We start from the raw sequence: 26,365 nt of genomic DNA on the forward strand, positions 1-26,365 counted from the left end.
TGACCCTCTACCCTTGTGGGAGAGGGCCTGCCGAAGGCAGGGGTGAGGGGGGCTTTCTCGGTCAAATGCTCTATGAGTGGGGGAGCAAGGGACGGCTTTGCTTCGACTCCTTGACCCCTTATCCTCCCCCAGTGAATTACGACGACCTCGCCCCCATCTACGACCAGCAGTACGACAGCTACCGCGACGACCTGCACTTCTACGCGGGGCTGGCCGAGCGTGCTGGGGGCCGGGTGCTGGAAATTGGTGCGGGCACTGGGCGCGTGACCGCCTTTCTGACCCGGCGCGGCGCAGCGGTCCTCGGCGTGGAACCGAGCGGCGAGATGATTGTCGGGGCGCAGGCGCGGGCGGCGCGCGAGGGGCTGACGCTGGAGCTCGTGCAGGCGACGGCGCAGACCTTCGCCTCGGACGAGCGCTTTGGCCTCATCATCGCGCCGTTCAACGCGCTGATGCACCTCTACACGCCCGCCGAGCAACTCGCGGCGCTGCAAAATATTCGCGCCCACCTTGCGCCGGGCGGACAATTCGTCTTTGACCTCTACGTCCCCCACTTCGGAGCCATGAACACGCTGCGGCACGAGGGCGAAACCTTTCACGTGCCGGACGGCTCGCGCACCGACCTGTTTCTCCTCCAGCGCCACGATGCGCCCCGGCAGGTCATCACCACCGAGTATTTTGCCGACACGACGGCCCCGGACGGTGCCCTGCGCCGGGCGCATCACACGCTGACGCAGCGCTACTACACGCGCTTCGAAATGGAATGGTTGCTGCGCTGCGCCGGGTTCGAGGCGCCGCGCGTCACCGGCAGCTTTCAGGGCGGCCCACTGGTGGAAACGAGCGAGGTGATGGTCTTTCAGGCCAGGGGCGCCTGAGCTGCGTCTTCTCCGGCCTGAATAATGCCCACCAGCTCGGTCAGCAGCGCCGTGGCCGAGGCGCGGCTGACTCCGACGCGGCCATGAAATTCGGCTTCGAGGTGCAGCCGCAGGTCCTCGGCGGCGTCGGCGCGGGTGAGCAGGTCGAGTGCCGTGAGCAGTCCGCCCGCCAGCACCGTCAGTTCATCGCGGGTGATGTCGAGGGTGATGTGGGCGCCCTGGTCTTCAGTCAGCTTCATGAGCCGACGCTAGAGCATTGCCGGAGGAGCGGGGGAGAGCAAAAGCCCATTCGGCTGTTTCCTGACTCCCCGCCTGTCAGTCATCCTTGCGCTTACGCACCCAGAAGGTCAGCAGTTGCCCGTACATCTTGCTGCGGGCCTTGACACCGCTCCAGAAGCCGCGCTTGGTTTCCTTGAGCACCTGCGCGACCTGCGGCAGTTCCACATAGGCCCAGCGGGCGTCGGTGGCTTTCAGGTGCGAGGTGATGGCGGGTTCGGGCCAGCGCTCGGCGGCGAGGCGGGGCACGCCGAGCAGCCAGTCGCGGCGGCAGGCGCGCTGCCCGCTGAGCTGCGGGGTCATCTTGTTGCCGAAATCCGACGCGAAGCCCCCGCCCGCGAAGATGCCGATGGTCATGTCGAGTTCGCCGTCCAGCACCGGGCGCAGCAGCACGTCGAGGTGTTCGCGGGTCAGGCCCTGAAGGTCGCCGTCGAGCATCACCACGTACTCGGCGTCGGTGGCCTGAAGCGCGGCGGCGAGGGCTGGCCCCTTGCCCGCGTTTTCCAGCAGCTCGACCACCCGCGCCCCCGCCGTGCGGGCGACCTGCGCGGTGGCGTCGGCGCTGCCGTCGGAGGCCACCACCACCTCGGGCGTCAGGGTCAGGGCGGCGCGGACCACGTCGCCCACGGTCTCCTCTTCATTGAAAGCCGGAATCACGACGGCCACGGTCGGCTGCTGTCGGGTGGGGACTGCGCTCATCGGGCTCCATGCTATGCGATGACTCGCCCAGGCGACGCGGGGGCCCTCATGTCTTTCTCAGCGAGACTCGGACAAGGGTGGCGTGGGCGGCTCGTCGGAGCTTGCCGGGGGCCGCTGGCCGTCGGGCGGCAGGGCAGGGGCGTTAGGGGCCAGTGCCCCGTGCATCAGCAGCGAAAAGCGGTCCTGCCAGTCGCCGAGCACCTCGCGCTGGTTGCGGTGCCCGCCGTGCAGCAGCGACATCAGGCAGGCGTCCACCAGCAGCGCGGCCAGAAACCGGGTGTCGGCGTCGGGCCGCAGCTTGCCCTGTTGCCGCATGGCGCTCAGGACCGGCTCGACGAGGCTCACCAGCGTCTGCGCCGTTTGCAGTTCCTGCGGTACCGGGCCGCTCGGGGTGCCCTCGGCGGGGCGGCTGCGGCCCAGCACCGCTTGCCCCACCGCGCCCGCCAGATGCCGGTAGCGAACGCCGAGGTCGGCCATGCGCGTGGTCACGAGTTGCCACACGACCTGCGGGTTGGCGCCGCTGCTCAGGCGCCGCAGGGCCTCGGCGCGCGTCTCGCCCACCGTGCGCTCGAAATGCGCGAGCAGCATGTGCGTCTTGCTGGGAAAGTAGCGGTACAGGTTGGTGCGGCTCACAAAAGCGGCGCGGGCGATGTCCTGCGCGCTCACGCTGTCGAGCCCGGTGCGGGCAAACAGCTCGAAGGCTGCCCGTGCGATGCGGGTGCGCCGCGCCTCGTCCTGTTCCTGCCGATCCACCTTCATGTCGCGTCCAGTGTAGGCCAGGCCCACGTGGGGGAATGTTCAAGGCTGTCAGCAGCGCTGGGGCGGTGGTCTGGTTCGGGAAACGTGCCTGACTTTAGATTTTTCTGACCCGTCCTGAAGCATAGCTCGCCAGGACGGGCGGGCGCTGTGAGCCTTTTCCCTGACGCCCGGCTGACGCAGGGGCTAGAGTGCGGGCACCGGAAAACCGCACACCATTTCTGAGGTCTTTCCGGCGCGAAGGAGCGTGAACTGTGCAGATTTATCAGCTCTCTGGCCGCAACGTCGAAGTCACCGAACCCATGCGCGAGTACGTGGAAGAAAAGCTCTCGCGCCTCGACCGGTACACCGACCAGATCACCGACGCCCGCGTGACCCTGACCGTGCGTGACGTGCGCAACAACGAGCGGCGCAACCGGGTGGAAGTGCAGCTCAATGTGCCCGGCGGCATCATTCGTGCCGAGGAGCACCACGCCGATATGTACGCGGCCATCGACAAGGCCAGTGACGTGCTGGAACGCCAGCTGCGCAAATTCAAGACCCGCTACATGAAGCAGCGCCAGGAAGGCCGCCCCGAGCCCCTGCCCGGCCCCGCCGAGGCCGAGGTCAATGCCCAGGGCAGCGGCGCAGCAATGGACGACGTGTCCGAATTTCACCCCGAAATCGTGCGCCAGAAGCGCTTCGAACTGCGCCCGATGTCCGCCGAGGACGCCGTGGTGCAGATGGAAGCCCTCGGGCACGACTTCTACGTCTTTCAGGACCTGCAAGGCCAGACCGGCGTGGTCTACCGCCGCCGTGACGGGCACTACGGCCTAATCGGCTCGAGCTGAGCCAGAGCCCAACTCGCCCTCAGTCCGTGTCGGGGGTTTTAGGGTGCAACTCAGCGGATGACCGTCAGCGCCACATCGGGCAGGGTGGCGCTGAACGTTTGGCCGTCCACTTCCAAGTCACGCAGTCGCACGCGCAGGGCATAGCGGCCAGGGGAGAGGGGCAACGCCGGGTTGAATCGGTTGAGCGGCAGGTCAAAAGTGATGCCGCCCGTGCACAAGCTCGCCGCCGGGCAGTCGAGGCTCAGGCCTGCCAGCAGTCCACTGCCTTGCGGGCCAAAGCGCACGACTTCGCCGCGAGGAGTCAGCAGCTCGTACTCCACCGTGTTCAGGCCCCAGACGCCCCGGAGGGGCAGCGGCCCCGAGTTGTGCAGCTCCACCGCGATGCTCGCCGCCCTGCCCGTGACCGCCGCTGGGGGCACCCGGACCTGAGCCCGCAACGCTCCGAGGTGCGCTGGCTGGTCTTGCCGGGATGCGGGTGGCAAGTCGGGCGGTCCCTGCACCTGAATCCGGGCGCGAAAGCCCAGCGCCTTTTCGAGGTCTGCCGCGCTGGCGGTGCCCGTGACCGTCAGGACAGGGGGCTGGCAGGCTTCCGGTGGGCCCGGCCATTTGGCGCGGTCCACCTGCACGGGCAAGCGCAGGCCGTCCATGGCATCCTGATACGCGAGGCAGCGGTCAAGGGGGTCCGCCGCCGCCTGTGGCCGGGGCTGGCAGCCACACAGCAACAGCAGCAAAGCCAGCGGCAGGAGGCGGCTCTTCAGCATAGGCCGCCCTGCCACCGCGCTCGACACGCCTGATGAGGACATGCGAACGCTCGTTCGGTTCCAGCGTGGCAAAATAGCTCCAACGGAGGACCCCAACCATGACTGACCCGAGCGCCATGACCGACCTGAGCGCGTGGAAAGCCGTGGCCCGCAAGGACCTGAAAGGGGCCGAGCCGGACACGCTCAATCGCGAAACGCCCGAGGGCCTGACCCTCAAACCGCTTTACACTCGCGCCGATACCGCGGGGCTGAACACCGACACCCTGCCCGGCCTGCCGCCCTACACCCGCGGCCCGCGTGCCACCATGTACGCCGCCCGCCCCTGGACCATCCGGCAGTACGCGGGCTTTTCGACCGCCGAGGAATCCAACGCCTTTTACCGCCGTAACCTCGCCGCCGGGCAAAAGGGCCTGTCCGTCGCCTTCGACCTCGCCACCCACCGGGGCTACGACTCCGACCACCCCCGCGTGGTGGGCGACGTGGGCAAGGCGGGCGTGGCGATTGACTCCGTTGAGGACATGAAGATTCTGTTCGACGGCATTCCGCTGAACGAAATGTCCGTCTCCATGACCATGAACGGCGCGGTGCTGCCCATCCTCGCCGGGTACATCGTGGTGGGGCTGGAACAGGGTGCCAAACTCGAAGAGCTGTCGGGCACCATCCAGAACGACATTCTCAAAGAGTTCATGGTCCGCAACACCTACATCTATCCGCCTGAGCCGTCCATGCGGATTATTGCCGACATCATCGAGTACACGGCGCAGAACATGCCGCGCTTCAACTCGATTTCCATCTCCGGCTACCACTTGCAGGAGGCCGGGGCGAACGCCGCGCTCGAACTCGCCTACACGCTCTCCGACGGCCTGGAATATGTCCGCGCCGCGCTCGGCAAGGGGCTGGACGTGGACGCCTTCGCGCCCCGGCTGAGCTTTTTCTTTGCCATCGGGATGAACTTCTACACCGAAGTCGCCAAGCTGCGCGCCGCCCGCTTGCTGTGGGACGAAATTATGGCGCAGTTCAGCCCGAAAAATCCCATGAGCCGGGCGCTGCGGACCCACTGCCAGACCTCCGGCTGGTCGCTGACTGAGCAGGACCCCTACAACAACGTCGTTCGCACGGCGGTGGAGGCGATGGCGGCGGTGTTCGGCGGCACGCAGAGCCTCCACACCAACTCCTTTGACGAGGCGATTGGCCTGCCCACCGACTTTTCCGCCCGGATTGCCCGCAACACGCAGCTCATCATTCAGGAAGAAACCGGCATTCCGCAGGTAGTCGACCCCTGGGGCGGCTCGTACCTGATGGAGCGGCTGACCCACGACCTCGCCGAAAAGGCCCGCGAACTGATGCGCGAGGTGGAGAGCTTGGGCGGCATGGCGAAGGCCATCGAGTCGGGCGTGCCCAAGCTCCGCATCGAGGAATCGGCGGCCCGCAAACAGGCCCGTATCGACCGGGGCGAGGACGTGATTGTCGGCGTGAACAAGTACCGCCCGACCGCTGAAACTCCAGTGGACGTGCTCGACATCGACAACGCCGCCGTGCGCGAGTCGCAGATTGCCCGCCTGAACAAACTGCGCGGGGAACGCGACGGAGAGGCGGTGCAAGCGGCACTCAGCGCGCTGACCGAGTGTGCGAAGACCGGCCAGGGCAACCTGCTCGCCCTGAGCGTAGAAGCCATGAAAGTGCGCTGCACGCTGGGCGAAGTCAGTGACGCGCTGGAAAAAGTCTGGGGCCGCCACAGCGCCGAGGTGCGGACGCTGTCGGGCGTCTACGCGGCGGGCTATGAGGGCGACGAGGACTTCTCGGCCCTGCAACGCGACATTGACGCTTTCGCCGAAGCCGAGGGCCGCCGCCCGCGCATTCTGGTGGTCAAGATGGGGCAAGACGGCCACGACCGGGGCGCCAAGGTGATTGCCACCGGCTTTGCCGACCTGGGCTTTGACGTGGACGTGGGCCCGCTTTTCCAGACCCCCGAGGAAGCCGCGCGGCAGGCGGTGGAAAACGACGTGCACGTGGTCGGTGTCTCCAGTCAGGCGGCGGGCCACAAGACGCTGGTGCCGCAGCTCATTCAGGCGCTGCGGGCCGAGGGCGCAGGCGACATTCTGGTCGTCGTCGGCGGCGTGATTCCGCAGCAGGACTACCCGGCCCTGCGTGAAGCGGGCGCGGCGGGCATCTTCGGCCCCGGCACGCCCATCATGTCGTCGGCACGCGACGTGCTCGACCTGCTCAGGAAGTGAGCTGAATTTCGTGGGGCGGCTGGCTTGCGGGCTGGCCGCCTCTACATTTGAGAGGGGTGCCGTTTACACCCGGCCCAGGAAAGCGAAGGTGCGGTAGGTCAGCTCCACCGTGTCTTGCCGGGCTTGGCGGTCAAAGGCCTGGTCGAGCCGGGCAAGCAGTTCCGGAAAGCGCTCGCTGCCCGGCGCGGGGAGGTAACTCACGCTGCCGGCCAGCGCGTGCAGCCGCTCGCGGGTGAAGGTGAGCGGGTGATCGAAGCTGAGTTCTTCTGGGGCGCCGCTGAACCACTGCGCCAGCTCATCACGCGGCACGCGGGTCCGAACGCGGCCTTCCTCGGGGGAAAAGTGGGCGACGACGGCGCCGTAGGCCTCGTTGAAAGGCCCGTCAGCTTCCCGCCAGTCGTTCCAGACGAACAGCACCTGCCCGCCGGGGCGCAGCACCCGCTGAAACTCGCGGCGAGTGGGAGCCGGGTCGAACCAGTGCGCGGCCTGCGCAGCGGTCAGGAGGTCCACGCTGCTGCCTGGCAGCCCGGTGGCCTCCGCCGTGCCGCTCTGCACACGCAATTGCCCACGCGTCACCTCAGCCGCGAGGGCGCGCAGCAGTTGCTCCCGCATCTCGGGATTGGGCTCCACCGCGATGACCTGCGCGCCACGTTGCAGCAGCAGCCGGGTAAACAGCCCGGTGCCAGCGCCGAGGTCGGCCACCTGTCCGCGCAGCAGGCCGCGCCGTGCCAGTTCGTTGCCCAGCGCGGGCGGGTAGTCCGGGCGGGCCGCCGCGTAGACCTCGGCGCGGCCCAGAAAACGGTCGGGGTTGGCAGACATGCGGGTATATTCGCAGTTTTCCTTTCCCGGTCCTATCCTCTTTCCCATGCTGCCCCGCGCCGTCGCCCACATTTCCGCCGCTGCCCTTGACCACAACCTGAGCGCCCTCGCGCAGCGCAGCGGCACCCGGCTGCTGCTGCCCGTCAAGGCCGACGCCTACGGACACGGCATGGAACTTGTCGGGCGGCTGGCGGCGGCGCACCCCGACGTGTGGGGACTGGCGGTGGCGACGCCGCAGGAGGCCGAAACGCTCGCCCGCCTCGACCTCGGCAAGCCGCTGCTGCTGCTCACGCCGCCCGCGCCGGAGGAGCTCGGGGCGCTCGCTGACCTCGGTGTGCGGTTGCCGGTCAGCACGCTCGCCGAGGTGGAGGCGCTGCCCGCCCACGCGCAGGCGCACCTGAAGGTGGACACCGGCATGAATCGCCTCGGGGCGCGGCCTGCCGACGCGGTGGCGGTGGGCCGGGCACTGGCGGAGCGCGGGCAACTGGAGGGGGTCTACACCCATTTCGCCACGGCGGACGAGCCTGACCTGTCCTTTGCCCTGACCCAGTTGGTCCGCTTCCGCAGCGTGCTGGACGCCTTGCCGCCCGTCCTCGCCCACTGCGCCAACGGGGGCGGCGTCCTCAGCTTCGGGCGCATTGAGGGGATGAGCCTCGCCCGGCCCGGTTTGGCGGCCTACGGCTACGTTCCCGAGCACCTGCGCCACGTCTGTGCCCTGCGCCCGGTGATGACGGTGCGCGCGCGGGTCAACCAGCTGCATACTGCCTACCCCGGCGAAACCGTCAGCTACGGCGCCCTGTGGCGGGCGGAGCGCGAAACGGGGGTGGCGGTGGTCGGCATGGGCTACGCCGACGGCTACCCCCGCAACGCGACGGGCCGCGCCGCAGTCCTCATCGGCGGCGAGCGGCGCCCGGTGCTGGGCCGCATCTGCATGGACCAGATGATGGTGGACGTGACCGGGCTGGACGTGGGGGTCGGCGACTGGGCCGAGCTGTGGGGCGAAGGCGACCTCAGCGTGACGGACGTGGCCCGCTGGGGTGACACCATTGAATATGAGGTGCTGACGGGGCTGGGGAGCCGGGTGGAGCGGCGGGTGGGGTGAAGGGCCCCTCACCCTTCYGCCGCTGCGCGGCTCCCTCCCTCTCCCCATAGGAGAGGGCTTTTTCGTCTCCGACCCTCTACCAAGGGGAGACTCGAAGAGCTGCGAAGCAGGGGGCCTTGCGAAAGCTTGGGGTGACTCGTAGAGCTGCTTGCAGAGGGGTCCCTTTACCCCCCCCGCACCTCCCGCACGTCCCGGTAGCCGCCCACGAACAGCGCCACCCGTAATTCCTGAATAAAGTTCCGCAGCCACGCTTCCGCCGCCTCACTGCTGTCCAGCGCGGGCTCCAGCAGGGGCCGGGCCACCGCCACCACCTCGGCCCCCAGCGACAGGGCGCGGGCAGCATCCAGACCGCTGCGGATGCCGCCGGAAGCGATGAGCTGCGCCCCCGGCAGCGTTTTGCGCGCTTGCCGGAGCGCCTGCGCGGTGGGCACTCCGAGTTCGCAGAGGTCGGGGGAGTGCACCTGCCCGTGCGCGACGAGTTGTTCGACCCGCGCCCAGCTCGTGCCTCCCGCGCCCGCCACGTCGTAGGCGGCAAAGGGGCCGTCGGCGAGGGCCCGCAGCGTCGCCGCGTCCAGCCCGTGCCCGACTTCCTTGATGATGACGGGGAAATCCAGTTCGCGCGCCACCTGTTTGAGCCGGTAAGTCACGCCCTGCCAGCGGGTGTCGCCGCCGCGTTGCAGGGCTTCTTGCAGCGGGTTGAGGTGAATGGCGAGCGCGTCGGCCATCACCTCGTCCACCGCGCGCCGGGCCTGCTCGGCTCCGTACCCGAGCATAAACTGCGCCGCGCCGAGGTTGCCGATGAGCAGAATCTCGGGAGCCACCTCGCGCACGTTGAACGATTCCCAGGCGTCGGGGTGTTCCAGCATGACCCGCTGCGAGCCGAGCATCATCCCCAGGCCGAGGTTACGGGCGGCGGTGGCGAGGTTGCGGTTGATGACGCCCGCTTTCTCGGCCCCGCCAGTCATGGCGCCGATGAGCACCGGGGCTTTCAGGCGGCGGCCCAGAAACACAGTGTCCAGCCGCATCTCCTCCAGATTGCTTTCCGGCAGCGCGCGGTAGGGTCAGGGCACGCTGTCGAGCCCGGTCTTGACCTTCTGGTACTGGCTTTCGGGCCGCAGGCAGGCTTCGAGGTGCCGCAGCTTGCGCGTTTCGATGGGGCGGCCTGTGGGGTCAGAGCTCACGGGTTCGTTCCGGCGCTGAGCACCTGCCGCGCTTTTTCGGGAAGGTGCAAGCGGTCGGGGCGGCGCAGCGCGGAGCGGGCCTTGCCGAGCTTGAGGCACAGATACACTTCGGCCTGCGCTTTCAGGAAAACCACGTAGCCCTCGTCGCCGCCGCTGCGGGCGCATTCCAGGGCGAGCACGTCGAGCTGCTCGGCGAGGTGCCGCAGCGCCAGATATTTGGCCCCGTTCGCGCCGCTGTCGCCGAGTCTCTCGCGCACGCCGCCGAGGTGCTCGGGCTCGCGCTGCAAGAGCCGGGCGGCGCGGCGCACCAGCGGGTCGTCGAGCGTCAGCACGCAGTCGCGGCAGGGCTGCTCCTTCGTCGGCTCGCCGCACACCGGGCAGGGACGCCAGCCCTGTTCCTCGCGCCAGCGCCGGGCACGGGTCATCGCCTCCGCCGCCTTGAGCGCGGCTTGCTGCACCTGCGGGTCGCTCATCTCCTGCACCAGCGCGCGGGCGCGGGCCCGGTCCGGAGCGGGCAGCGGGGCGGCGCGGGGCGCGTCGGGCGGCGGGCGAATGTGGCCGACCGAGAAACGCAGTTCGCTGACCTCCTGCCCGGCGCCGAGCAGTTCGTTGAGTCGCTTGAGGAAGTGATGGCGCTGCATGGTCAAGTGGTGCGCCGCCGCGCTGTCGCGCACTTCCACGAACAGCGTGCCGCCCTGCACCGAGCGGGGCCGCGTCATGCGCGCAATCTCGGGCCCCACCGCCTGCGGCCACAGCAGCAGCGCCCGCGCCCGCTGCACGCCGTAGCCGAGCTTGCCCTTGCCGAGCGTGGCGCCCATCAGGGTCGACATGTCGAGCGGGCCACTGCGCCGGGAGCGGGTCACGCCGTGCCCTCCGCTTGCATCTCCTCATCTGCCACTGGAGTAAAGCGCCCCGCCTGCGCCCGCAACGTCAGCGCCGCGCCGGGAGCGAGTTCGGTGCCGGTCACGATGGCCTGCGGCACGCTGGCGGCGAGGTCGAGCAGGTACTGGCGGCGGTGGGGGTCGAGTTCGGCGGTGAAGTCGTCGAGGAGCAAAACGGGGTCTTCGCCGAATTTCTCGCGCAGCAGTTCGAGTTCGGCGCGGCGCAGCGCGAGCGCGACAGTGCGGCCTTCGCCCCGGCTGGCATAGTCGCTCGCTGGAAAGTCGCCCAGGGTGAGCAGCAGGTCGTCGCGGTGCGGGCCGGTGACGGTGGAGCCGCGTGCCAATTCCTCGGCGCGGCGGCCCCGCAGGTCGGCGGCGTAGGTTTCGGGCGAGGTGCTCTCGGTCAGCGTAAGCGCGAGCGTCTTGCGGCTGCCGAGCTGGGCGTTCGCCTCGCGCGCCAGTTCGTCGAGCCGCGTGAGCGCCCGGCGACGAAACAGCATGATTTCGGTGCCGAGCTTGAGCAGGACGTCGTCCCAGACGTGCATCGCCCATTCCTCGCCGCCGCGCAGGGCCGCGTTGCGCTGCGACACCGTACGCTCGTAGCGCGAGAGTTGTTCGCCGTAGCGGGCGCTGAGGCGCGAGAGCAGCGAGTCCAGATACGCCCGGCGTCCCGAGGGCGGCCCGAACACCAGTTCGCTGTCTTCCGGGCGAATCCACACCGCTCCGCCGCGCGGCAGGTCGCCGGTCCGGGCGCGCACGCCGTCCACCTTCAGTTGCCGCCGCCCGCGCCCCAGCCCCACTTCCTGAATGCTGAGGCTGCCGCCCTGCTGCAAATCGGCCCGCACATACGCCTCGGTCTCGCCCGCTTGAATCAGTTGCTCGATACGCGGCGCGTCGGTCTGTCCGGTCAGCGCGAGGTAGGCGGCCTCGAGCAGGTTGGTCTTGCCAGCTCCGTTCTCCCCATAAATCCCGGTCACGCCTTCCGGGAAATTCAGCGTCCCAGGCGCAAGATTCCGGTAATTCAGGGTAGACAGGGCCGAGAGACGCACATCCCCCATTGTAGGGGCGGCGCGGACCAGGGGACTGTAAGGCGGGAGCTTGCAGGGGTGGGGTGGGCCGGGCGCTTGCCCTGAACGTGAAGGCCGCTGCGAAAGCCGGGTGCGAGTTTCGAAAGGGTATTTTCCTTAAAGTTCCTTTGCTTTCTGGAGAAAGGAGCTGCCTCTATGCTGCTGACCCTCATCATCAACTTCTGTCTGTTGACCACCATGATGTATCTGCTGAGTCTGACGTACAAGAGTGCGGAAGACATCACCGCCACGGCCATTCATGTGCCGCGGCTGTTGCTGCTGGCAGTGATGGCGGTTGTCCTAATGCTCTATCCGGCGGAGGTGGCGCCGGGCGTCATCATCGACATGCGGGCGGTGCCAATCGCCTACCTGGCCCTCCGCAAGGGCGTGTGGGCGGGGCTGCTGGCCCTGATTCCGCTGCTGCTCTACCGCTTTCATCTGGGTGGGGTCGGAACCTGGAGTGCAGTGTTCAGCGCCGTGGGGGTGGTGTTGCTGGGCGGCCTGCTGCACCGCTCGGTCGACCTGTCCGCGCCCAGACTGGACTGGCGCTCGCTGTGGTGGCGCCTGCTGCTGGTGTTCATGCCCAACGGCATTCTGATTCCGGTCCTGCGGGGCGATCCGGCGGCCCTGCTCACCGTCTACCTGCCGCTGCTGGTGGTGACCTACGCGGGCTTTCTGGTCAGTCTGGGCATTCAGCGCAACCGCTACAGGCTGCTCTCTCTCATCGCGACCTATGAGCAGCAGGCGCACCAGGACGCGCTCTCGGACCTGCCCAACCGGCGGCAGTTCGATCTGGACTTCGTCCGGATGGACGTAGGCGACCTGCTGTGCCTGGTCGACATCGACCACTTCAAGAAAATCAACGACACCTACGGCCACGCGGCGGGCGACGAGGTGCTGACCCAGCTCGGGGGGGTCCTGAAGGGCCGCCTGCGCAGCCACGACCAGGCGTACCGCTACGGCGGGGAAGAGTTCGCGGTGATTTTCCGCTCACCCGGCAACGCTGCGCCCGAACTGCTGGCCGAACGTCTGCGGCAAGCGGTCGAACACACCTCCTTCACCGCACTGGCAGGCCACCCGCTGACCGTGTCCATAGGAGTGACCCGGCGCGGCGCGGCGCCGCTGGACACGTGTTTTCTTGAGGCCGACCAAGCGCTCTACGCCGCCAAGACCGCCGGACGCAACCAGGTGCGGGTCTGGCCGCTGGAGCAGCCGCCTGAAGCCTAGAGCTCCGGCAAAAAGCCCCCTCTGTCTTTTGGGCGAGCGAAGCGGGTGCGGCACACGGGGCAGGACGAACTGCTGATACGGTTTTAAGGAGATGGACGGGCATCCGGCGCCTTTCCGGATGCCCGTCCATCTCCTTAAAACCGTATTTTTTTCATGCGCTCCGCGCGAAATTGCCCCCGGACATGTCAGGGACTCAATTTAAAACCGTATGAGGCCGCCAGGCGGAGAACGGGGCTTCAGGCCTGCCCCCCCCGGCCCTGTCCACGGACGGGCTGCGGCTCCTCCTCCTCGTCTCCGAAAGACGCGATGATTCGCACGTTGGCCTTGCGAAACAGCGGGTGCTCCAGCGACGGCGGTTGGTGCTCGGCGGCGCGGTCAATCAGGTCCAGGGTGTCAGCCAGCGGCAGGTCGAAGGCCCCAGCGTCGCCCTTCTCGAAGGCCAGGCGCCAGTCCTCGTAGCTGCCGAGGTCGCCGGGGAGCGGCAGGCCCTCTTGCAGCAGCTCGGTGACACTCTGCTCCAGCGCCGTTTCCTCGATGGGCGCGTGCATCAGGTCAGTCACGACGCCCCCGATGGGCGGGCGCAGGGTGATGTCCTCGATGCGGATGCTTACGGCCACCTGCCCCGCCGCGCTCTGGTCACGGCCCAGCACGAGCAGCGTCGAAGTCTCCTCACCGGGGCGGGTGCGGTAGGTCCAGCGTTGTCCGGGCGCGAAGGCTTTCATGCGCCCAGACTAGCCCCGCTGCCCCGCCCGGTGCATCCGCCGAGTGGCGGGGGCCGGGGTGCGACACTGTGCCTATGTTCCGCCGCCTGCTGCCCGCGCTCGCCGCGTTGCCTCTCGCCCTGCTGCCCGCGTGCTCGCCGCGCGTGCTCGGTGCGGAGGGCTGGACCTTTCGCCTCGGGGAGACGCAGGGGGAGGTGCGGCTGGTGCCCCGTCAGGAATTCGGTGTGTGCTCGGCCAAGCTGGTCGGCTGCACGATTCCGCTCGGGCATGGCTGCCTGGTGATGTTGGACCGCACTTATTTCCTGAATGGCACGCCCCGGCAGCGCACGCTGCTGCTCGCGCATGAGGTCGGGCACTGTCTGGACGGCTCGGTGCTGGAGTACGGGCACGGAAGCATCGGGGCGCAGGGGGTTGTGTACGGCGAGTATTACCGCCCGGCGGTCGAGGGCTTTGCCGAGGCGTATGCGCGGGCGTATCGGGCGCAGTGTGGGGATAATCTGGCGCCGCTCGGGTATGGGGTGGGGGAGACGTGTACGGTGCCGGACCCTCGGGGGGTGGTGGGGCGGTGAGGGGCTGGCGGGTTGAGGCTTTCGCTTTCGCTTTTGGCCCCAACCCCAAACCCCTATCCCCAGAGGGGACAGGGGCTTTGACGCTCGCTGAGGAGGCTGGCGGTGATGTCGCGTGGCGGACGGTGTTCTTCAGTTGCGCGGATGGTCTGGACGCCCGTGATTTTTACGGACGCGAGGCCCGTGGCTTTCAGCGCCCGACGGCCCTGGCGTTCTGCGTTTTACGGTTCTATGTGGGGCGGTGTAGAAAAAAGCTGAAGCCAAAGCATTTTTTGACCCTCTCACCTTGCGGGACTCGCAGAGCTGCGAAGCAGAGAGGGCCTTGCGCCGCAAGGGGTGACTCGTAGAGCTGCTTGCAGAGGGGGCCCCCAGACCAACTTTTTTCCCTCCCACCCCTCCGCCATTCGGCCTATCGCCCTCCCGCCCACTTCCCTCTATCTTCCCCTCATGACCCCGACCTTCCCCGCACAGAGCTGGTGGCCCGCTTAGCCGGGTGATTTCTCCTGTGCCTGACCGTCAGGCCGCGCCCGGACCCGTTTCCGGCGCGGCCTTTTTCTGTTGCCTTTCGTTGATCTGGAGGTTCCGACCATGACCACCCCGACCCCTGCCGCTACACCTGCCCGCCCCCGCGTCCTGACCGGGGACCGGCCCACCGGGGCGCTGCACCTCGGGCACCTCGCCGGGTCGCTGCAAAACCGGGTGCGCTTGCAAGACGAGGCCGAGCTGTTCGTGCTGCTTGCCGACGTGCAGGCGCTCACCGACCACTTCGACCGGCCCGAGCAGGTGCGCGAGAACGTGCTGGCGGTGGCGCTCGATTACCTCGCCGCCGGGCTCGACCCGCAGAAGACGACCTGCGTGGTGCAGTCGGCGGTGCCCGAACTCGCCGAGCTGACGGTCTATTTCCTCAATCTGGTCACGGTGTCGCACCTGCGCCAGAACCCCACCGTCAAGGCCGAAATCGCGCAAAAGGGCTACGGCGAGCGGGTTCCTGCCGGGTTTTTCGTGTATCCGGTGTCGCAGGCCGCCGACATCGCCGCGTTCGGGGCCACGCTGGTGCCGGTGGGCGACGACCAGTTGCCGATGCTCGAACAGACCCGCGAAATCGTGCGGCGCTTCAATGCGCTGTATGCCCCGGTGCTCGCCGAGCCGCAGGCGCAGCTCAGCCGGGTGCCGCGTCTGCCGGGGCTCGACGGGCAGGCCAAGATGAGCAAGTCGCTCGGCAACGCGATTGCGCTCGGCGACTCTGCCGACGAGGTGGCGCGCAAGGTCATGGGCATGTACACCGACCCTGGCCACCTGCGGGCAAGTGATCCCGGACGGGTGGAGGGCAATCCGGTCTTCACCTTCCTCGACGCCTTCGACCCCGATCCGGCGCGGGTGCAGGCGTTGAAAGACCAGTACCGCGCGGGCGGCCTCGGTGACGTGAAGGTCAAAAAGCACCTGATTGACGTGCTCAACGGGGTGCTGGCTCCCATCCGCACGCGGCGCGCCGAGTATGAGCGCGACCCCGACGCCGTGCTCCGGTTCGTCACGGAGGGCACGGCGCGGGGCCGGGAGGTGGCGGCGCAGACGCTCGGGCAGGTGCGGCGGGCGATGCGGTTGTTTGGGCACTGACGCGAGGCTGGGGGCAGCGGGCGGGTTATACGGATTTCGCTCTATTCCAGCCCAGGCGCGAAAGCACCGCCTGTGCTTGCATACCGCAAAATCCACATCTTTTCCTACTCGCATCCGCTCGGATTGAATCCAGTAGTTTTGGATTCAATCGGAATCTGAATCAGCCCTCGTACTTGCTCAGAACCTGCTCGGTTCGGGCGTTCTTGACCCGGTTGACCAGCCGCTCGTACTCGTGCCGGTCACGCAGGCTCTTGCTCAGGGTCAGCGTGCTGGCGGTCAGAAACAGTGTGCCCATGTACAAGTAGCCCTTGATCCACCAGTCCACCGGCAGGTAGTAGATGCCGATGATCATCAGCGTGAGGCTGATGCCAAACGCGATCCAGATGAAGCTGAGCCACGCGGGAGAGTCGCCGATCACGTCAGGATTCGTGTACTGCGTCATGAACACACCTCCGAAAAGGGGAACTGCGGGAACGTAACGCGAATTGTAGGCGGCGGCGAACAGGAGGCCCGGGTGCTGGGAACGGAGTCTAAAAACAGCTTCTCAATTCCAGAGGCGACTGAACTGCGCGATCAGGCCGCTGGCCAGGATCAGACCGAACAGAATCAGCCAGGCGAGCACGAACCATTTGGCGATGTCGGCCACGCCCTTTGCCCGCTGCGGCGACGTGTCGCGCCACCAGAACCACAGCACGAGCAGCAGCAGTGGCGATACGACGAAGGCAGCCAGAATGATGGCGGTCTGTTCGCCAGAGCTGAGGGGACGGTCATTCATGCCACCACTAAGCCGCTTAAGGCAGAAAGGTTGCCGTTACGCTGTCGCTTCTGCGTACTCGAACCGCGCCCCCAGCGCTTCCAGATGGGCGAAAAACTGCGGATAGCTCTTGCGGATGTGGTGCGCCCCGGTAATTCGAAGCGGCGCGTCGGCCCGCAGCCCCAGCAGGGTCAGCAGCATGATCATGCGGTGGTCGCCGTGCCCGTCGGCGGTGATGCCCCCGGCAAGGTGGGCGCTACCCGTCACGCTGAGGCTGTCCGCCGTTTCGCGGGCGCGCAGGCCCAGCCGCTCCAGCTCGGCGCGGGTGTCGCTGATGCGGTCGCACTCCTTGAGGCGCAGGGTGGCGACATTTTCCCAGGTCGTGTCGCCCTCCGCGAAGGCGGCAGCGGCGGTGAGGGCCTGCACCGCATCGGTGAAGCTGTCGCCGTCGCGCGTCACCGCGTGCAGCGGGCGGCCCCCGCGCACCGTCAGGGTGTCGCCCTCCCGCACGATGTCGGCGCCCATCTCGCGCAGCACGTTCACCGCCTCCTTTTCGCCTTGCAGGTCGTGTTCGCGCAGGTTGGAGAGCCGCACCTCGCCGGGCAAAAGGGCCGCCGCCGTCAGAATCGCCGCCGAGCCGGGGTAGTCGCCGGGCACCAGCACCCGTCCGGGCCGATACTTTTGCCCGCCGGGAATGGAAATGCGCCGCAGGTCGTCGCTCGCCGTGGCCCGCACGCCGAAGTCGGACAGCGTGTCGAGCGTTTGCCGCAGCGGGGCGTGGCTCTTGATGTCGCCGGTCAGCCGCAGTTCCAGGCCATCCGGCAGCAGTGGCCCCAGGAACATCAGCGCGGAGGCGTACTGGCTGCTGCGCTCGGCGCTGACTTCGACGGTGCCGCCGCGCACCGGGCCGGAGACAGAGATAGGGAGGCGTCCGTCGTTGCTGCTCACCCACGCCCCCAGCCGCTCCAGGGCTTCGAGCAAATCCCCCTGGGGCCGCTTGCCGAGCGAGTCGGGGTAATCGGTGACGAAAGTTGTGCCGCTCGTCAGCGCCGCCACGCCCATCAGGAAGCGGGCCACCGCCCCCGCGTTGCCGGGGTTGAGGGTGACGCCCGCCTGGGGCCGCGCCCCGAAGCCGCGAATCACGGCGTCGTCGCCGACGAGTTCCACGCCCGCACCCCAGTCGCGCAGACATCGCAGCATCGCCTCGGCATCCTCGCTCGTCGCCACGCCCACCACGCGGGTTTCGCCCTCGGCGAGTGCGGCGGCGAGCAGATAGCGCGTCGTGTAGTTCTTGCTCGGCTGCGCCCGCAACTCGCCGCGCAGCTCCCGCGCCGGGTGAACGATGACATCGAAGGTGGCGGGCAGGGCGTCGGACATGCGGACAGGGTAGAGGGCGCCGCCCGGGAGCGCAGCGGGGCTGTCTGTGATGTCGGTGGAAGGAGTCAAGCCCGCTCCCGACAGCCCAGGACCCGTCCACTAAAGCATTTGTCAAATGATCTGTCTTTGACCCTCTACCCTGGTGGGAGAGGGCCTTGCGAAGCAAGGGGTGAGGGGGTCTTTTTCTGTCAAATGCTCTAACGTCCAGTTTCCTCAGCCGTCAGGTGCCCCGCCTGCGCGACCTCGGCGCTCAGCACCTCCCGGCTCGCCGGGTCCACCGTCAGCACCGAGTAAGCCGTGTTGAGGTGCAGGTACCGCCGGGACTGGAACTCGGTCTGGTAATCCAGCCCCAGCAGCCGCGTGAGCAACGCACTGATGGCGATGCCGTGCGACACCAGCATCAGCGTCTCGCCGGCCTGCGGCCAGTGCGCCAGCGCGTGCGCGTAGACCCGCTCGCCCACCGCCTGCGGGGTTTCTCCGCCCGGAGGACAGCACTCGGGGTCGCCGCTCCAGAATTGCCCATGCAGTTCGGGATGTCGCGCGGCAATCTCGTCGTAGAGGTGGCCTTCCCAGTCGCCCAGCGAGATTTCGCGCAACTCGGGAAAGGTTGCCAGCGTGCCGCCGAGTTCGCGGTGCAGCGCCTCGGCGGTGGCGTGGGCGCGGCTGAGGTCGCTGGCGTGAATGCGCGGCGCCTGCACGCCGAGCCTGCGTAAGTGGGCGGCCAGCAAGCGGGCCTGGCGCTGCCCGGTTTCGTCCAGCGGGGTGTCCACCTGCCCCTGCATGCGGCGTTCCCGGTTGTGGGCGGTCTGACCGTGGCGCACCAGAATCAGGCGGGCGGGCGCTTGGGGAGAAGTGGGAGGGACGGAGGCGGGAGGCTGAGCAGTCACGCGCCGCATTGTGCCGGGTTCGGCCCACCTTTGGCCTGCGCGGGCCGCGTTTACACTGCGTTATGACCACCGTTCCTCCGGCAATTCCGGTCGCGTCGGCCCCCCTGACCCGCGAGCCCTACCGCGCCAGCACGCGGCAAAACCTCGTGACCCTGCTGCTGGGAACGTGGCTGCTGGTCGGCATGTTCGTGGACGGCTGGGCGCACAACCGCTTTGGGGAGACGCTCGAAACCTTTTTTACGCCCTGGCACGCGCTGTTTTACAGCGGCTTCCTGGCGGTGGCGGGGTGGTGCTTCTTTCTCGCCGCGCAGGGCTGGCAACGGGGCTTGCGCGGCCTGCGTGCCTTTCCCGAGGGCTACCACCTCGCCGCGCTGGGGGTGCCGGTCTTTGGGCTGGGCGGCGTCGGGGACCTGATCTGGCACACGGTGTTCGGAATCGAAGTCGGCATTGAAGCCCTGCTCTCGCCCACGCACCTGATGCTGTTCATGGGCGGCGTGCTGATCGTCGCCTCGCCGCTGGGCGCCGTCTGGCGGTCGCCGGTGCCGCGCCGCGCTCCCCCCGCCGTGCGCTGGGTGGCCGTGCTGTCGGCGGCGTTGGTGCTGGCGGCCATCGCCTTCATGCACATGTACATGTGGGGCCTGCTGACCGTGCCGCAGGACCTCGGCTGGGTGCAGACCCGCGGCGAACTCAGCGCCGTGCTGCTGACCGCGCTGCTGCTGGCGGCCCCCGTGTTGCTGCTGCTGCGCCGCTTTGACCTGCCGTTCGGCGCGGTGGCGCTGACCTACGCCGCCGTCAACCTCGGCATGAGTGTGATGCTCGCGCCCGGCGAGTGGCGGGTGGTGCTGCTCGCCCTCCTGAGCGGCCTGCTCGCCGACGTGCTCTGCGCCCTGCTGCGGCCCTCCCCGGCCCGGGTGTGGGCGTGGCGGGCGTTCGCTTTCCTGCTGCCACTGTGCGTGTGGGTGCCTTACCTCGGCGGCGCCGTTCGCCTCGGCCTGAGCAACCTCAGCCTGGAACTGTGGCTGGGCGTGGCGGTGATGTCCGGTCTGGGCGGGCTGGGGCTGAGCGTGCTGCTGGTGCCGCCGCCGATGCCGGTGGAGGAGTAGGGGGAGCGTGGAGAGAAAGGAGAGTTGGTCTGGGCGCCCCCTCACCCCTGCCTTCGGCAGCCCTCTCTGCTTCGCAGCTCTTCGAGTCCCGCAAGGGGAGAGGGTCAACAAACGATGCTTAGGCTTTAGCCTTTTTCACTGCTCCACGGAAAACTGTGAAACGCAGAACGCCAGGGCCGTCGGGCGCGTCAGCGCACGGGCCTCGCGTCCGCAGAAATCACGAGCGTCCAGACCAGCCCGCGCACTTGAGAAAAGCCGCCCAGCGCGCGAAATCACCGCCATTTGCCCAGTGCCAACGCCAACTCCCCTTGCCCCTCTGCTTCGCAGCTCTTCGAGTCTGGGGTAAGGGGCTGGGGGATGGGGCAAAACGCTAAAGCCCAAGCCTCAATGACCATGCCCATGCTCAACAGGCCTCATCGGCGCCGCCGGAACCTCGCCATCCAGCCGCCCCAACACCCCCTCCATCGTCCGAATCTCCCCCCGCTGCGTCACCACAATCTGCCGCGCCAGCCGCTCCACCTCAGGCCGCGCGGCGGCGTCCAGCATAGGCAGCGTCATAGCCACCGCTCCCTGGTGATGCCGAATCATCAGCCTTAGAAACTGCCGCTCCGCCTGCTCAACCGGCAGGGTGGACAGTCCCGCCACCTCCGCCTCCGACGCCATCCCCATCATCCGGGCGTGCTCGGGGCTGATCGGCTCACCCGGCGGTTGCCCCCAGCGCCCCAGCATCGCTTCCATCTGCCGCATCTGCTCGCGCTGTGAGAGTTGAATGTCGAGCGCGAGGGACCGCACCGTGCGCTGCTGGCTGCGCTCCAGCATGGGCGCAGCGAGGTCGAGCGCCTGCGCGTGGTGCTGAAGCATGTGCTGCACGAACTGCACTTCCTGCGGCGTGGCGGGCGGCAGCGGGGGCCGCAGCAGCAGCGCCGCCAGGACGCCGAGCAGCACCAGCAGTGCTCCCCACAGCCAACCCCGCCTCATGTCAGGTGCCCGGCCTCATACATCCGCTGCCGTTCGCGGAAGGCGGCTTTCTGCACGTCGGTCGTCTCGTCGAAGCAGTGCTCGCAGCTCACGCCTTCTTCAAATTGTGGGTGCGCCCGCTCCTGCGCCGTCAGCGGCCAGCCGCACGAGTGGCACATCACCGCGTCGCCTTCTTGCAGTCCGTGTCCCACCGTGACCCGCCCGTCAAATACAAAGCATTCGCCGTCCCAGCGGCTCTGCGCCTGCGGCACGTCTTCCAGATATTTCAGGATGCCGCCTTTGAGGTGATACACGTCCTGAAATCCCTTTTGCAGCAGCAGGCTGGTGCTTTTCTCGCAGCGGATGCCGCCGGTACAGAACATGGCAATTTTCTTGCCCTCAGCGCCCGCGAGGTGCTCGTCCACCCACGCCGGAAACTCGCGGAAGGAGTCAATCTCGGGGTCCACCGCGCCCTGAAAGGTGCCCGCCTTGACCTCGTAGCGGTTGCGGGTGTCCACGACGATGACCTCGGGGTCGGCGAGCAAGTCGTTCCATGCCTGCGGGTCCAGATAGGTGCCGACCTGCTCACGCGGCGCGACGGGGACGCCCAGCGTCACGATTTCCTTTTTCAGCCGCACTTTGTAACGCTTGAAGGGCTTTTCGCTCGCCTGCGACTCCTTGTATTCCAGTCGGTCAAAACCGGAGGCGAGCAAGAAGGCGTGCAGCTCGGCAATCGCCGCCGCGCTCCCCGCCACCGTGCCGTTGATGCCCTCGTCCGCGACAATCAGGGTGCCGCACAGTTCCAGCCGTTCACCGAGGGCCAGCAGCTCGGCCCGCAGCGCGGCGGGGTCGGGCAGGGCGCGGAACTGGTAGAGGGCGGCGACAGTGTACGGCTGGGGCGCGGGGTGAGGCTCGGGCACGGGGAGGATGATACGGGGGCGTACCCTGGGCAAGTGTCCACCGCCCCGAAGCCCACGGTGCAGAACCCCTTCGCCTCCGCCGACGCTGCCGGGCGTTACGCTGCCGGACGCCCCGCCTTTCACCTGCTGGTGCTTTCCCGACTCGCGCCGCACCTGACGGGCCGCGAACTGGGAGCGGACGTGGCGTGCGGCACCGGACTGTCGAGCGCCGCGCTCGCTGAGCTGGTGGGTGAAGTGCGGGCCTTCGACGCCTCCGCCGCCATGCTCGCCGAGGCCGCGCCGCATCCCCGCGTGACCTACGCGCAGGCACCCGCTGAGGCGCTGCCGCTGGCGGACGGCGTGCTCGACGTGATGACGGTGGCGCAGGCGTTTCACTGGTTCGACCACGCCGCTTTTCTCGCCGAGGCGCGGCGCACCCTGAAACCGGGCGGCGTGCTCGCGCTCTACGACGACTTTTTTCTGGGCGAGATGGAAGGGGAGCCTAACTTCGGTACCTTCGCCAAAACCTACCTTGCCCGCTACCCTACCCCGGCGCGCCACCGCGACCCGTTCGGCGAGACCGAGGCGCAGGCCGCCGGGTTCACTTTCCACGAGGAAACCTGGAAACATCCCCTCGCGCTCACGCAGCCGCAACTCGTCGCCTACCTGCTAACGCATTCCAACACGTTGGCGGCGACGGAAAATGGGACAGCCAGCCAGGACGAAATCGCGGAGTGGCTGAACGAGCAGCTCGCGCCTTTCTACGCCGGGGGCGGGACGCGCAACGTGGTGTACGGGGCGCTGCTGACGGTGCTGCGGCGAGAGGGCTGAGAAGCCACTGCGCTCAAGCCGGGCCACCTACGCGCCGCCCTTACACTGGGCCGCATGACCGGTCACAACCACCCGCATGAGCATGACCCGCACCACCATGACCGGGCGGACACCCAGGAGCACGGTCATGCTCACGGCCACGCACACGGACATGACCACGCCGCCCATAATCACGCCGCTGGCGCGGGTGAGCGGCAACTGACCGGGGCGCTGGTGCTGACGGGGGCGTTCCTGGTCCTCGAAGTCGCCTACGCCCTGAGCAGCCGCAGCCTCGCGCTGCTGTCCGACGCGGGGCACATGCTGACCGACGTGGCGGCGCTCGCTCTGGCGCTTTTTGCCATTCGCATGGGGCGCCGGCCCGCCGATCGTCAGCGCACCTTCGGCTACCGCCGCACCGAGGTTCTTGCCGCCGCGCTCAATGCCGGGGCGCTGTTCGCCATCGGGCTCTACATCCTCTGGGAAGCCGTGCAACGCTTCCGGCAGCCGGTGGAGGTGCAGACCACGTCCATGCTGGTGGTGGCGGTCGCCGGGCTGGTCGTCAACCTGCTGAGCGCCCGGCTGCTCGCGGGCGGCGAGGGCCTCAACCTGCGCGCCGCTTACTTGGAGGTGCTGGGCGACCTGCTCGGCTCTGTCGCGGTCATCGCGGGCGCCCTGCTCATTCGCCTGACCGGATGGAGCTGGGTGGACCCGCTGCTCGGCGCGGGCATCGGGCTGTGGGTGCTGCCGCGCACCTGGTCGCTGCTCAAGACGAGTGTGAACGTGCTGCTCGAAGGGGTGCCCGAGGGCCTGGATTTGGACGCTCTGCGCGCTGAACTGCGGGCGCTGCCCGGTGTGCAAGACGTTCACGACCTGCACGTCTGGAGCGTGACCGGCGGAGTCGTCAACCTCACCGCCCACCTCGTCAGCGACCGTGCGCCCGCCGAACTGCTGCCCGCTGTCCACGAGGTCGCGCACGGCGCCGGCATCGAACACGTCACCGTGCAGGTGGAGCCGCCGGGCCTGCACGCGACGGACGCAGCGCTGCACCCCTGAGCGCCGTGAGGAAGGCGGCCCCGCTGAGCTGCTACCCTCCTTCCCGATGTCCACCCTGCTGAGCGCCGAGAAAGTCACCGTCGTCTACGGCGAGCGGACCGTGCTGGCGGACGTGTCGCTGAGTGTCCAGAGCGGCGAGCGCGTGGCGCTGCTGGGCCGCAACGGAGCCGGAAAAACGACGCTGCTGCGGGTGCTCACCGGCGAGCAAAAGGCCGACGAGGGCGAAGTGTGGCGGGCCGACGGCCTGCGCGTGGCGGTTCTGGCTCAGCACCACGCCTGGCCGCCGGGCCGGACGGTCCGCGACCTGGTGGACGCCGCGCACCCCTACCGCGAGCTGGAAGCCGAGCTGCTCTCACTGGAAGCCGACCTGGGCGACCCGGCCCGCCTCGCCGCCTGGACCGAGCTGCACGCCCGCCTGGACGCCGCCGAAGCCTACGCCTGGCCGTCGCGGGCGCGGCGCATTCTGGGGACGCTCGACCTGACCCGCTTCCTGACCCGCGAGGCGGCCACCCTCTCTGGCGGCGAGCGGACCCGGCTGGCGCTCGCCCTCGCCCTCGCCCGCGAACCCGACCTGCTGGTGCTCGACGAGCCGACGAACCACCTCGACATTCGGATGCGCGAGTGGCTCGAGGGCTGGCTGCTCGCCTTTCGCGGTGGGGTGCTGCTCACCAGCCATGACCGCGATTTTCTGGACGCGGTGGCGACCCGCTCGCTGTGGCTCGACGGCGGCGAGGCGCAGGACTACGCCGGGGGCTACAGCCGGGCGCGGGCGCAGCGGGACCTGGAACGCCGCACCCGGACCCGCGCCGCGCGGCTGAGCGGGCAGGAAGCGGAGCGCTTGCAGGGCAGCGTGGACTGGCTCGACCAACGCGGCAAACGCTCGCGCGCCCTCAAGACGCGGGCTGGGCGCGTGCAGCTCACCGAGGCGCCGCTGCCCGAACGCCAGATTCGGATGCGCCTGCTGGCGGGCACGGCGCGGGCGCGGGTGGTGGCCTGGGGCGAACATCTCAGCAAAAGCTACGGCGAGCGCGTCATTTTGCAAGGCGCCGCCTTCAAACTGCGCCAGGGCGACCGGGTGGCGCTGATGGGCGCGAACGGCACCGGCAAAACCACGCTGATGCGTCTGCTCGCGGGCGCAACTTTTCCCGACGAGACGGTTCCCGCCCCGGTCCTGCGGGTGGCAAGCGGCGTCATGGTGGCGAGCCTCGACCAGACCTGGCACGGCCTGACGCCGGGCGAGGGGCTGCATGCGCAGTTCGAGCGCCGCTTCGGTCGGCAGACGAACGCCCTGCTGGGCCGCGCTGGGTTCACGCAGGCCGACTGGCCCAAGACCCCCGAGCAGCTCTCCGGCGGCGAACGGGCGCGGGCGGGGCTGGCGCTGGTCAGTGGCCTACGTGCGGACCTGCTGCTGCTCGACGAGCCGACCAACCACCTCGACGTGGAGGCGCTCACGGCGCTCGAAGCCGCCGTCCACGCCTACGCCGGCGCCGTCGTCATCGTCACCCACGACCGCCGCTTTGCCCGCGAGGTCGCGAACCGCCTGTGGGTCATCGAAGACACCGCACTGCGCGAAGTCACCGGCTGGGGCAGCCGTGAGTACCACGACCCGGCGCGCCAGCTCGCGGGCGACCCGCCCCCACCGCCGCCTCCCCCCACGCCCCGGCAGCGCCTCGTGCGCCTGGAAACCCAGCTCGCCGACGTGCGCCGCGCTCTGGACGGCCCCCCTGGCTCGCTCACAGGCCGCGAGGAAGCCCGCCTGCGCTCGCAGGCCCAGCAGCTCGGGCACGCGCTCTACGCGCTCTACGCCGAAGCTTTCAGCGCCCCGCAGTGGGACGCGCAGGTCCGCGAACCGCCCCTCACTGTCCGCGCCCAGCGGCTCGGCGACTGGGAAGGCGGCACAGGCGGCGGCATGTTCTGGGCTGCCCGCGACGAAGGCTGCCCTCACCTCGCCTGGGACGGTGAAACCCTGCGCTTCTCAGCCCCTGCTCCTGACTGGTACGGCGCGGCGCTGCTCGGCGGACGCTCCGCATCCTCTTTGAACATTGGAACGTCGGCAAAGCCCAGCTCGGGGAGGGTGGGCCGATTCTCAAGCGGCGAGAGTGGTTTGAACGGGTGGGGCTGGTGCGGGACTGAGAGTGGGGGAGAGTTGGCACGGTGGCGCAGGGGAGAAGACCCCTCACCCCTGCCTGCGGCAGGCCCTCTCCCCTTGGTAGAGGGTCAAAAAATGCCTGCGCTCCAGCTTTTCTCTACACTGCCTTCCCAAAAAATAGTGAAACGCAGAACGCCAAGGCCGTCGGGCGCTGAAGGCGCACGGGCCTGACACGACTTGGAAAACCCAAGCATCCAGACCGCCTGTGCACTTATGAAGCAACGCCCGCCAAGCGACATCACCGCCATTTGCCCAGTGCCAACGTCAACTCCCCTTGCCCCTCTGGGGTAAGGGGCTGGGGGATGGGGCCAAACGCTTAAGCCCAAGTCTCAACCCCCACCGCCCCCAATCGTGCCCCCACCCCGCCCCCGCCACCCCCCCTCCGCTATCCTCTCCCCATGACCAAAAGCATCGCCGACTTTCAGGACGAACATGGCCGCGTGACCGGCTGGCCCAGCGACCGCCGCCGCGCCCACCAGCTCGCCATCCTCGACCACCTCAAGAACCTGTTCGAGTCCGGCGCCGGCTACAGCCGTGAGCAGGTCATTCAACTCCTCAGCGACCACACGACCCTCGAAGACCCCGCGCTGCTGCTGCGCGAGTTGTTGGAGGGCGATTACCTCACTGGCGACGGCGACGTGTTCTGGCGGGCCGACGGGCGCCCGGCGGCGGGCCGCAGCAGCTAAAGCATTTGACAAAAAGATGGCTCAGCTTTTTGGCGAGCGGACTGGGACAGCTCGCAGAGAGCGAGTACAAAACACGGAGCAGA

Annotated in this window: 27 protein-coding genes; 12 read left to right on the forward strand and 15 right to left on the reverse strand. The window is 68.4% G+C overall.

All coding sequences use genetic code 11. From position 1 onward, the window contains the following. The first annotated feature begins 131 nt into the window (after positions 1–131). Positions 132–872 (forward strand): class I SAM-dependent methyltransferase, encoded by a 741-nt coding sequence (locus tag DR_RS05560; protein WP_027479631.1) that lies wholly within the window; start codon positions 132–134, stop codon positions 870–872. Here the strand turns inward: DR_RS05560 and DR_RS05565 are convergent. The 3 genes from DR_RS05565 to DR_RS05575 form a co-directional block, all read right to left on the reverse strand. Next, the gene (locus tag DR_RS05565) at positions 854–1,111 is read right to left on the reverse strand and encodes a hypothetical protein (RefSeq protein ID WP_010887722.1); all 258 of its coding nucleotides are present in this window, start codon (positions 1,109–1,111) and stop codon (positions 854–856) included. The two genes, DR_RS05560 and DR_RS05565, sit on opposite strands and share 19 nt — an antisense overlap. A 76-nt stretch (positions 1,112–1,187) precedes the next feature. Further along, entirely contained in the window at positions 1,188–1,847 is a 660-nt protein-coding gene (locus tag DR_RS05570; protein WP_010887723.1) for a glycosyltransferase family 2 protein, read from the reverse strand. A gap of 57 nt (positions 1,848–1,904) precedes the next feature. Then, positions 1,905–2,606, reverse strand: coding sequence for a TetR/AcrR family transcriptional regulator (locus DR_RS05575; protein ID WP_010887724.1), 702 nt, complete (start codon positions 2,604–2,606; stop codon positions 1,905–1,907). A 251-nt stretch (positions 2,607–2,857) separates the two neighbouring features. On the opposite strand from DR_RS05575, the gene hpf reads away from it, so the two are divergent. Further along, entirely contained in the window at positions 2,858–3,433 is a 576-nt protein-coding gene (hpf, locus tag DR_RS05580) for a ribosome hibernation-promoting factor, HPF/YfiA family (protein WP_010887725.1), read from the forward strand. Between the two features lie 50 nt (positions 3,434–3,483). On the opposite strand, the gene DR_RS05585 is transcribed toward hpf, so the two are convergent. Continuing rightward, entirely contained in the window at positions 3,484–4,194 is a 711-nt protein-coding gene (locus DR_RS05585) for a hypothetical protein (RefSeq protein WP_027479630.1), read from the reverse strand. Positions 4,195–4,292: 98 nt separating this feature from the next. Here DR_RS05585 and scpA point away from each other — a divergent pair, with 98 nt between their 5' ends. After that, on the forward strand, positions 4,293–6,428 hold the full coding sequence (scpA, locus tag DR_RS05590; protein ID WP_010887727.1) for a methylmalonyl-CoA mutase: 2,136 nt from the start codon (positions 4,293–4,295) through the stop codon (positions 6,426–6,428). A gap of 63 nt (positions 6,429–6,491) precedes the next feature. Here the strand turns inward: scpA and DR_RS05595 are convergent, their stop codons facing one another. Then, a complete protein-coding gene (locus DR_RS05595; protein ID WP_010887728.1) occupies positions 6,492–7,247 on the reverse strand; it encodes a class I SAM-dependent methyltransferase in 756 nt (251 codons plus the stop codon). Positions 7,248–7,293: 46 nt separating this feature from the next. Here DR_RS05595 and alr point away from each other — a divergent pair, with 46 nt between their 5' ends. Further along, positions 7,294–8,349: an alanine racemase gene (gene alr / locus DR_RS05600; protein WP_027479629.1), complete on the forward strand. Its 1,056-nt coding sequence runs from the start codon at positions 7,294–7,296 to the stop codon at positions 8,347–8,349. Between the two features lie 164 nt (positions 8,350–8,513). On the opposite strand, the gene fni is transcribed toward alr, so the two are convergent. The 3 genes from fni to recF form a co-directional block, all read right to left on the reverse strand. Next, positions 8,514–9,398, reverse strand: coding sequence for a type 2 isopentenyl-diphosphate Delta-isomerase (gene fni, locus DR_RS05605; RefSeq protein ID WP_227086026.1), 885 nt, complete (start codon positions 9,396–9,398; stop codon positions 8,514–8,516). A 128-nt stretch (positions 9,399–9,526) separates the two neighbouring features. After that, entirely contained in the window at positions 9,527–10,393 is an 867-nt protein-coding gene (locus tag DR_RS05610; protein ID WP_010887731.1) for a DciA family protein, read from the reverse strand. Beyond that, on the reverse strand, positions 10,390–11,469 hold the full coding sequence (gene recF, locus DR_RS05615) for a DNA replication/repair protein RecF (RefSeq protein ID WP_010887732.1): 1,080 nt from the start codon (positions 11,467–11,469) through the stop codon (positions 10,390–10,392). The genes DR_RS05610 and recF overlap by 4 nt, the downstream gene beginning before the upstream one ends. Before the next feature lie 165 nt (positions 11,470–11,634). Between recF and DR_RS05620 the strand changes: the two genes are divergently transcribed. After that, positions 11,635–12,705 (forward strand): GGDEF domain-containing protein, encoded by a 1,071-nt coding sequence (locus tag DR_RS05620; protein ID WP_010887733.1) that lies wholly within the window; start codon positions 11,635–11,637, stop codon positions 12,703–12,705. A gap of 236 nt (positions 12,706–12,941) precedes the next feature. Here the strand turns inward: DR_RS05620 and DR_RS05625 are convergent, their stop codons facing one another. After that, positions 12,942–13,427 (reverse strand): hypothetical protein, encoded by a 486-nt coding sequence (locus DR_RS05625; protein ID WP_010887734.1) that lies wholly within the window; start codon positions 13,425–13,427, stop codon positions 12,942–12,944. A gap of 74 nt (positions 13,428–13,501) precedes the next feature. Here DR_RS05625 and DR_RS05630 point away from each other — a divergent pair, with 74 nt between their 5' ends. Further along, the gene (locus tag DR_RS05630) at positions 13,502–13,996 is read left to right on the forward strand and encodes a hypothetical protein (RefSeq protein WP_034349604.1); all 495 of its coding nucleotides are present in this window, start codon (positions 13,502–13,504) and stop codon (positions 13,994–13,996) included. Positions 13,997–14,581: 585 nt separating this feature from the next. Further along, a complete protein-coding gene (gene trpS / locus DR_RS05635) occupies positions 14,582–15,607 on the forward strand; it encodes a tryptophan--tRNA ligase (protein WP_010887736.1) in 1,026 nt (341 codons plus the stop codon). Between the two features lie 160 nt (positions 15,608–15,767). Here the strand turns inward: trpS and DR_RS05640 are convergent, their stop codons facing one another. From DR_RS05640 to DR_RS05655, 4 genes are all read right to left on the reverse strand, one after another. Then, entirely contained in the window at positions 15,768–16,049 is a 282-nt protein-coding gene (locus DR_RS05640) for a YiaA/YiaB family inner membrane protein (RefSeq protein WP_034349694.1), read from the reverse strand. Positions 16,050–16,151: 102 nt separating this feature from the next. After that, a complete protein-coding gene (locus DR_RS05645; RefSeq protein WP_010887738.1) occupies positions 16,152–16,382 on the reverse strand; it encodes a hypothetical protein in 231 nt (76 codons plus the stop codon). A 36-nt stretch (positions 16,383–16,418) separates the two neighbouring features. Further along, positions 16,419–17,738 carry a 3-phosphoshikimate 1-carboxyvinyltransferase gene (aroA, locus tag DR_RS05650; protein ID WP_027479628.1) on the reverse strand — a complete coding sequence of 440 codons (1,320 nt, stop codon included), beginning with the start codon at positions 17,736–17,738 and terminating at the stop codon, positions 16,419–16,421. 197 nt (positions 17,739–17,935) lie between these two features. Further along, positions 17,936–18,634 (reverse strand): histidine phosphatase family protein, encoded by a 699-nt coding sequence (locus tag DR_RS05655; RefSeq protein ID WP_010887740.1) that lies wholly within the window; start codon positions 18,632–18,634, stop codon positions 17,936–17,938. A gap of 53 nt (positions 18,635–18,687) precedes the next feature. On the opposite strand from DR_RS05655, the gene DR_RS05660 reads away from it, so the two are divergent. Next, positions 18,688–19,728 carry a hypothetical protein gene (locus tag DR_RS05660; protein ID WP_010887741.1) on the forward strand — a complete coding sequence of 347 codons (1,041 nt, stop codon included), beginning with the start codon at positions 18,688–18,690 and terminating at the stop codon, positions 19,726–19,728. A 384-nt stretch (positions 19,729–20,112) separates the two neighbouring features. Here DR_RS05660 and DR_RS05665 read toward each other — a convergent pair whose 3' ends face one another. Together DR_RS05665 and DR_RS05670 are read right to left on the reverse strand one after the other, a co-directional pair. Beyond that, entirely contained in the window at positions 20,113–20,706 is a 594-nt protein-coding gene (locus DR_RS05665) for a DUF305 domain-containing protein (RefSeq protein WP_010887742.1), read from the reverse strand. Next, positions 20,703–21,605 (reverse strand): rhodanese-related sulfurtransferase, encoded by a 903-nt coding sequence (locus DR_RS05670; RefSeq protein WP_010887743.1) that lies wholly within the window; start codon positions 21,603–21,605, stop codon positions 20,703–20,705. The genes DR_RS05665 and DR_RS05670 overlap by 4 nt, the downstream gene beginning before the upstream one ends. Positions 21,606–21,638: 33 nt before the next feature. On the opposite strand from DR_RS05670, the gene DR_RS05675 reads away from it, so the two are divergent. From DR_RS05675 to DR_RS05690, 4 genes are all read left to right on the forward strand, one after another. Further along, entirely contained in the window at positions 21,639–22,415 is a 777-nt protein-coding gene (locus DR_RS05675; RefSeq protein WP_010887744.1) for a class I SAM-dependent methyltransferase, read from the forward strand. Between the two features lie 54 nt (positions 22,416–22,469). Next, the gene (locus DR_RS05680; RefSeq protein ID WP_010887745.1) at positions 22,470–23,447 is read left to right on the forward strand and encodes a cation diffusion facilitator family transporter; all 978 of its coding nucleotides are present in this window, start codon (positions 22,470–22,472) and stop codon (positions 23,445–23,447) included. A 46-nt stretch (positions 23,448–23,493) separates the two neighbouring features. Next, positions 23,494–25,767, forward strand: a complete 2,274-nt coding sequence (locus DR_RS05685; RefSeq protein ID WP_010887746.1) for an ABC-F family ATP-binding cassette domain-containing protein — start codon at positions 23,494–23,496, stop codon at positions 25,765–25,767. Between the two features lie 227 nt (positions 25,768–25,994). Then, the gene (locus DR_RS05690) at positions 25,995–26,282 is read left to right on the forward strand and encodes a DUF2087 domain-containing protein (protein ID WP_010887747.1); all 288 of its coding nucleotides are present in this window, start codon (positions 25,995–25,997) and stop codon (positions 26,280–26,282) included. Positions 26,283–26,365 lie beyond the last annotated feature (83 nt).

Origin of the sequence: Deinococcus radiodurans R1 = ATCC 13939 = DSM 20539 (genome assembly GCF_000008565.1) — a bacterium.
Lineage (GTDB): Bacteria > Deinococcota > Deinococci > Deinococcales > Deinococcaceae > Deinococcus > Deinococcus radiodurans.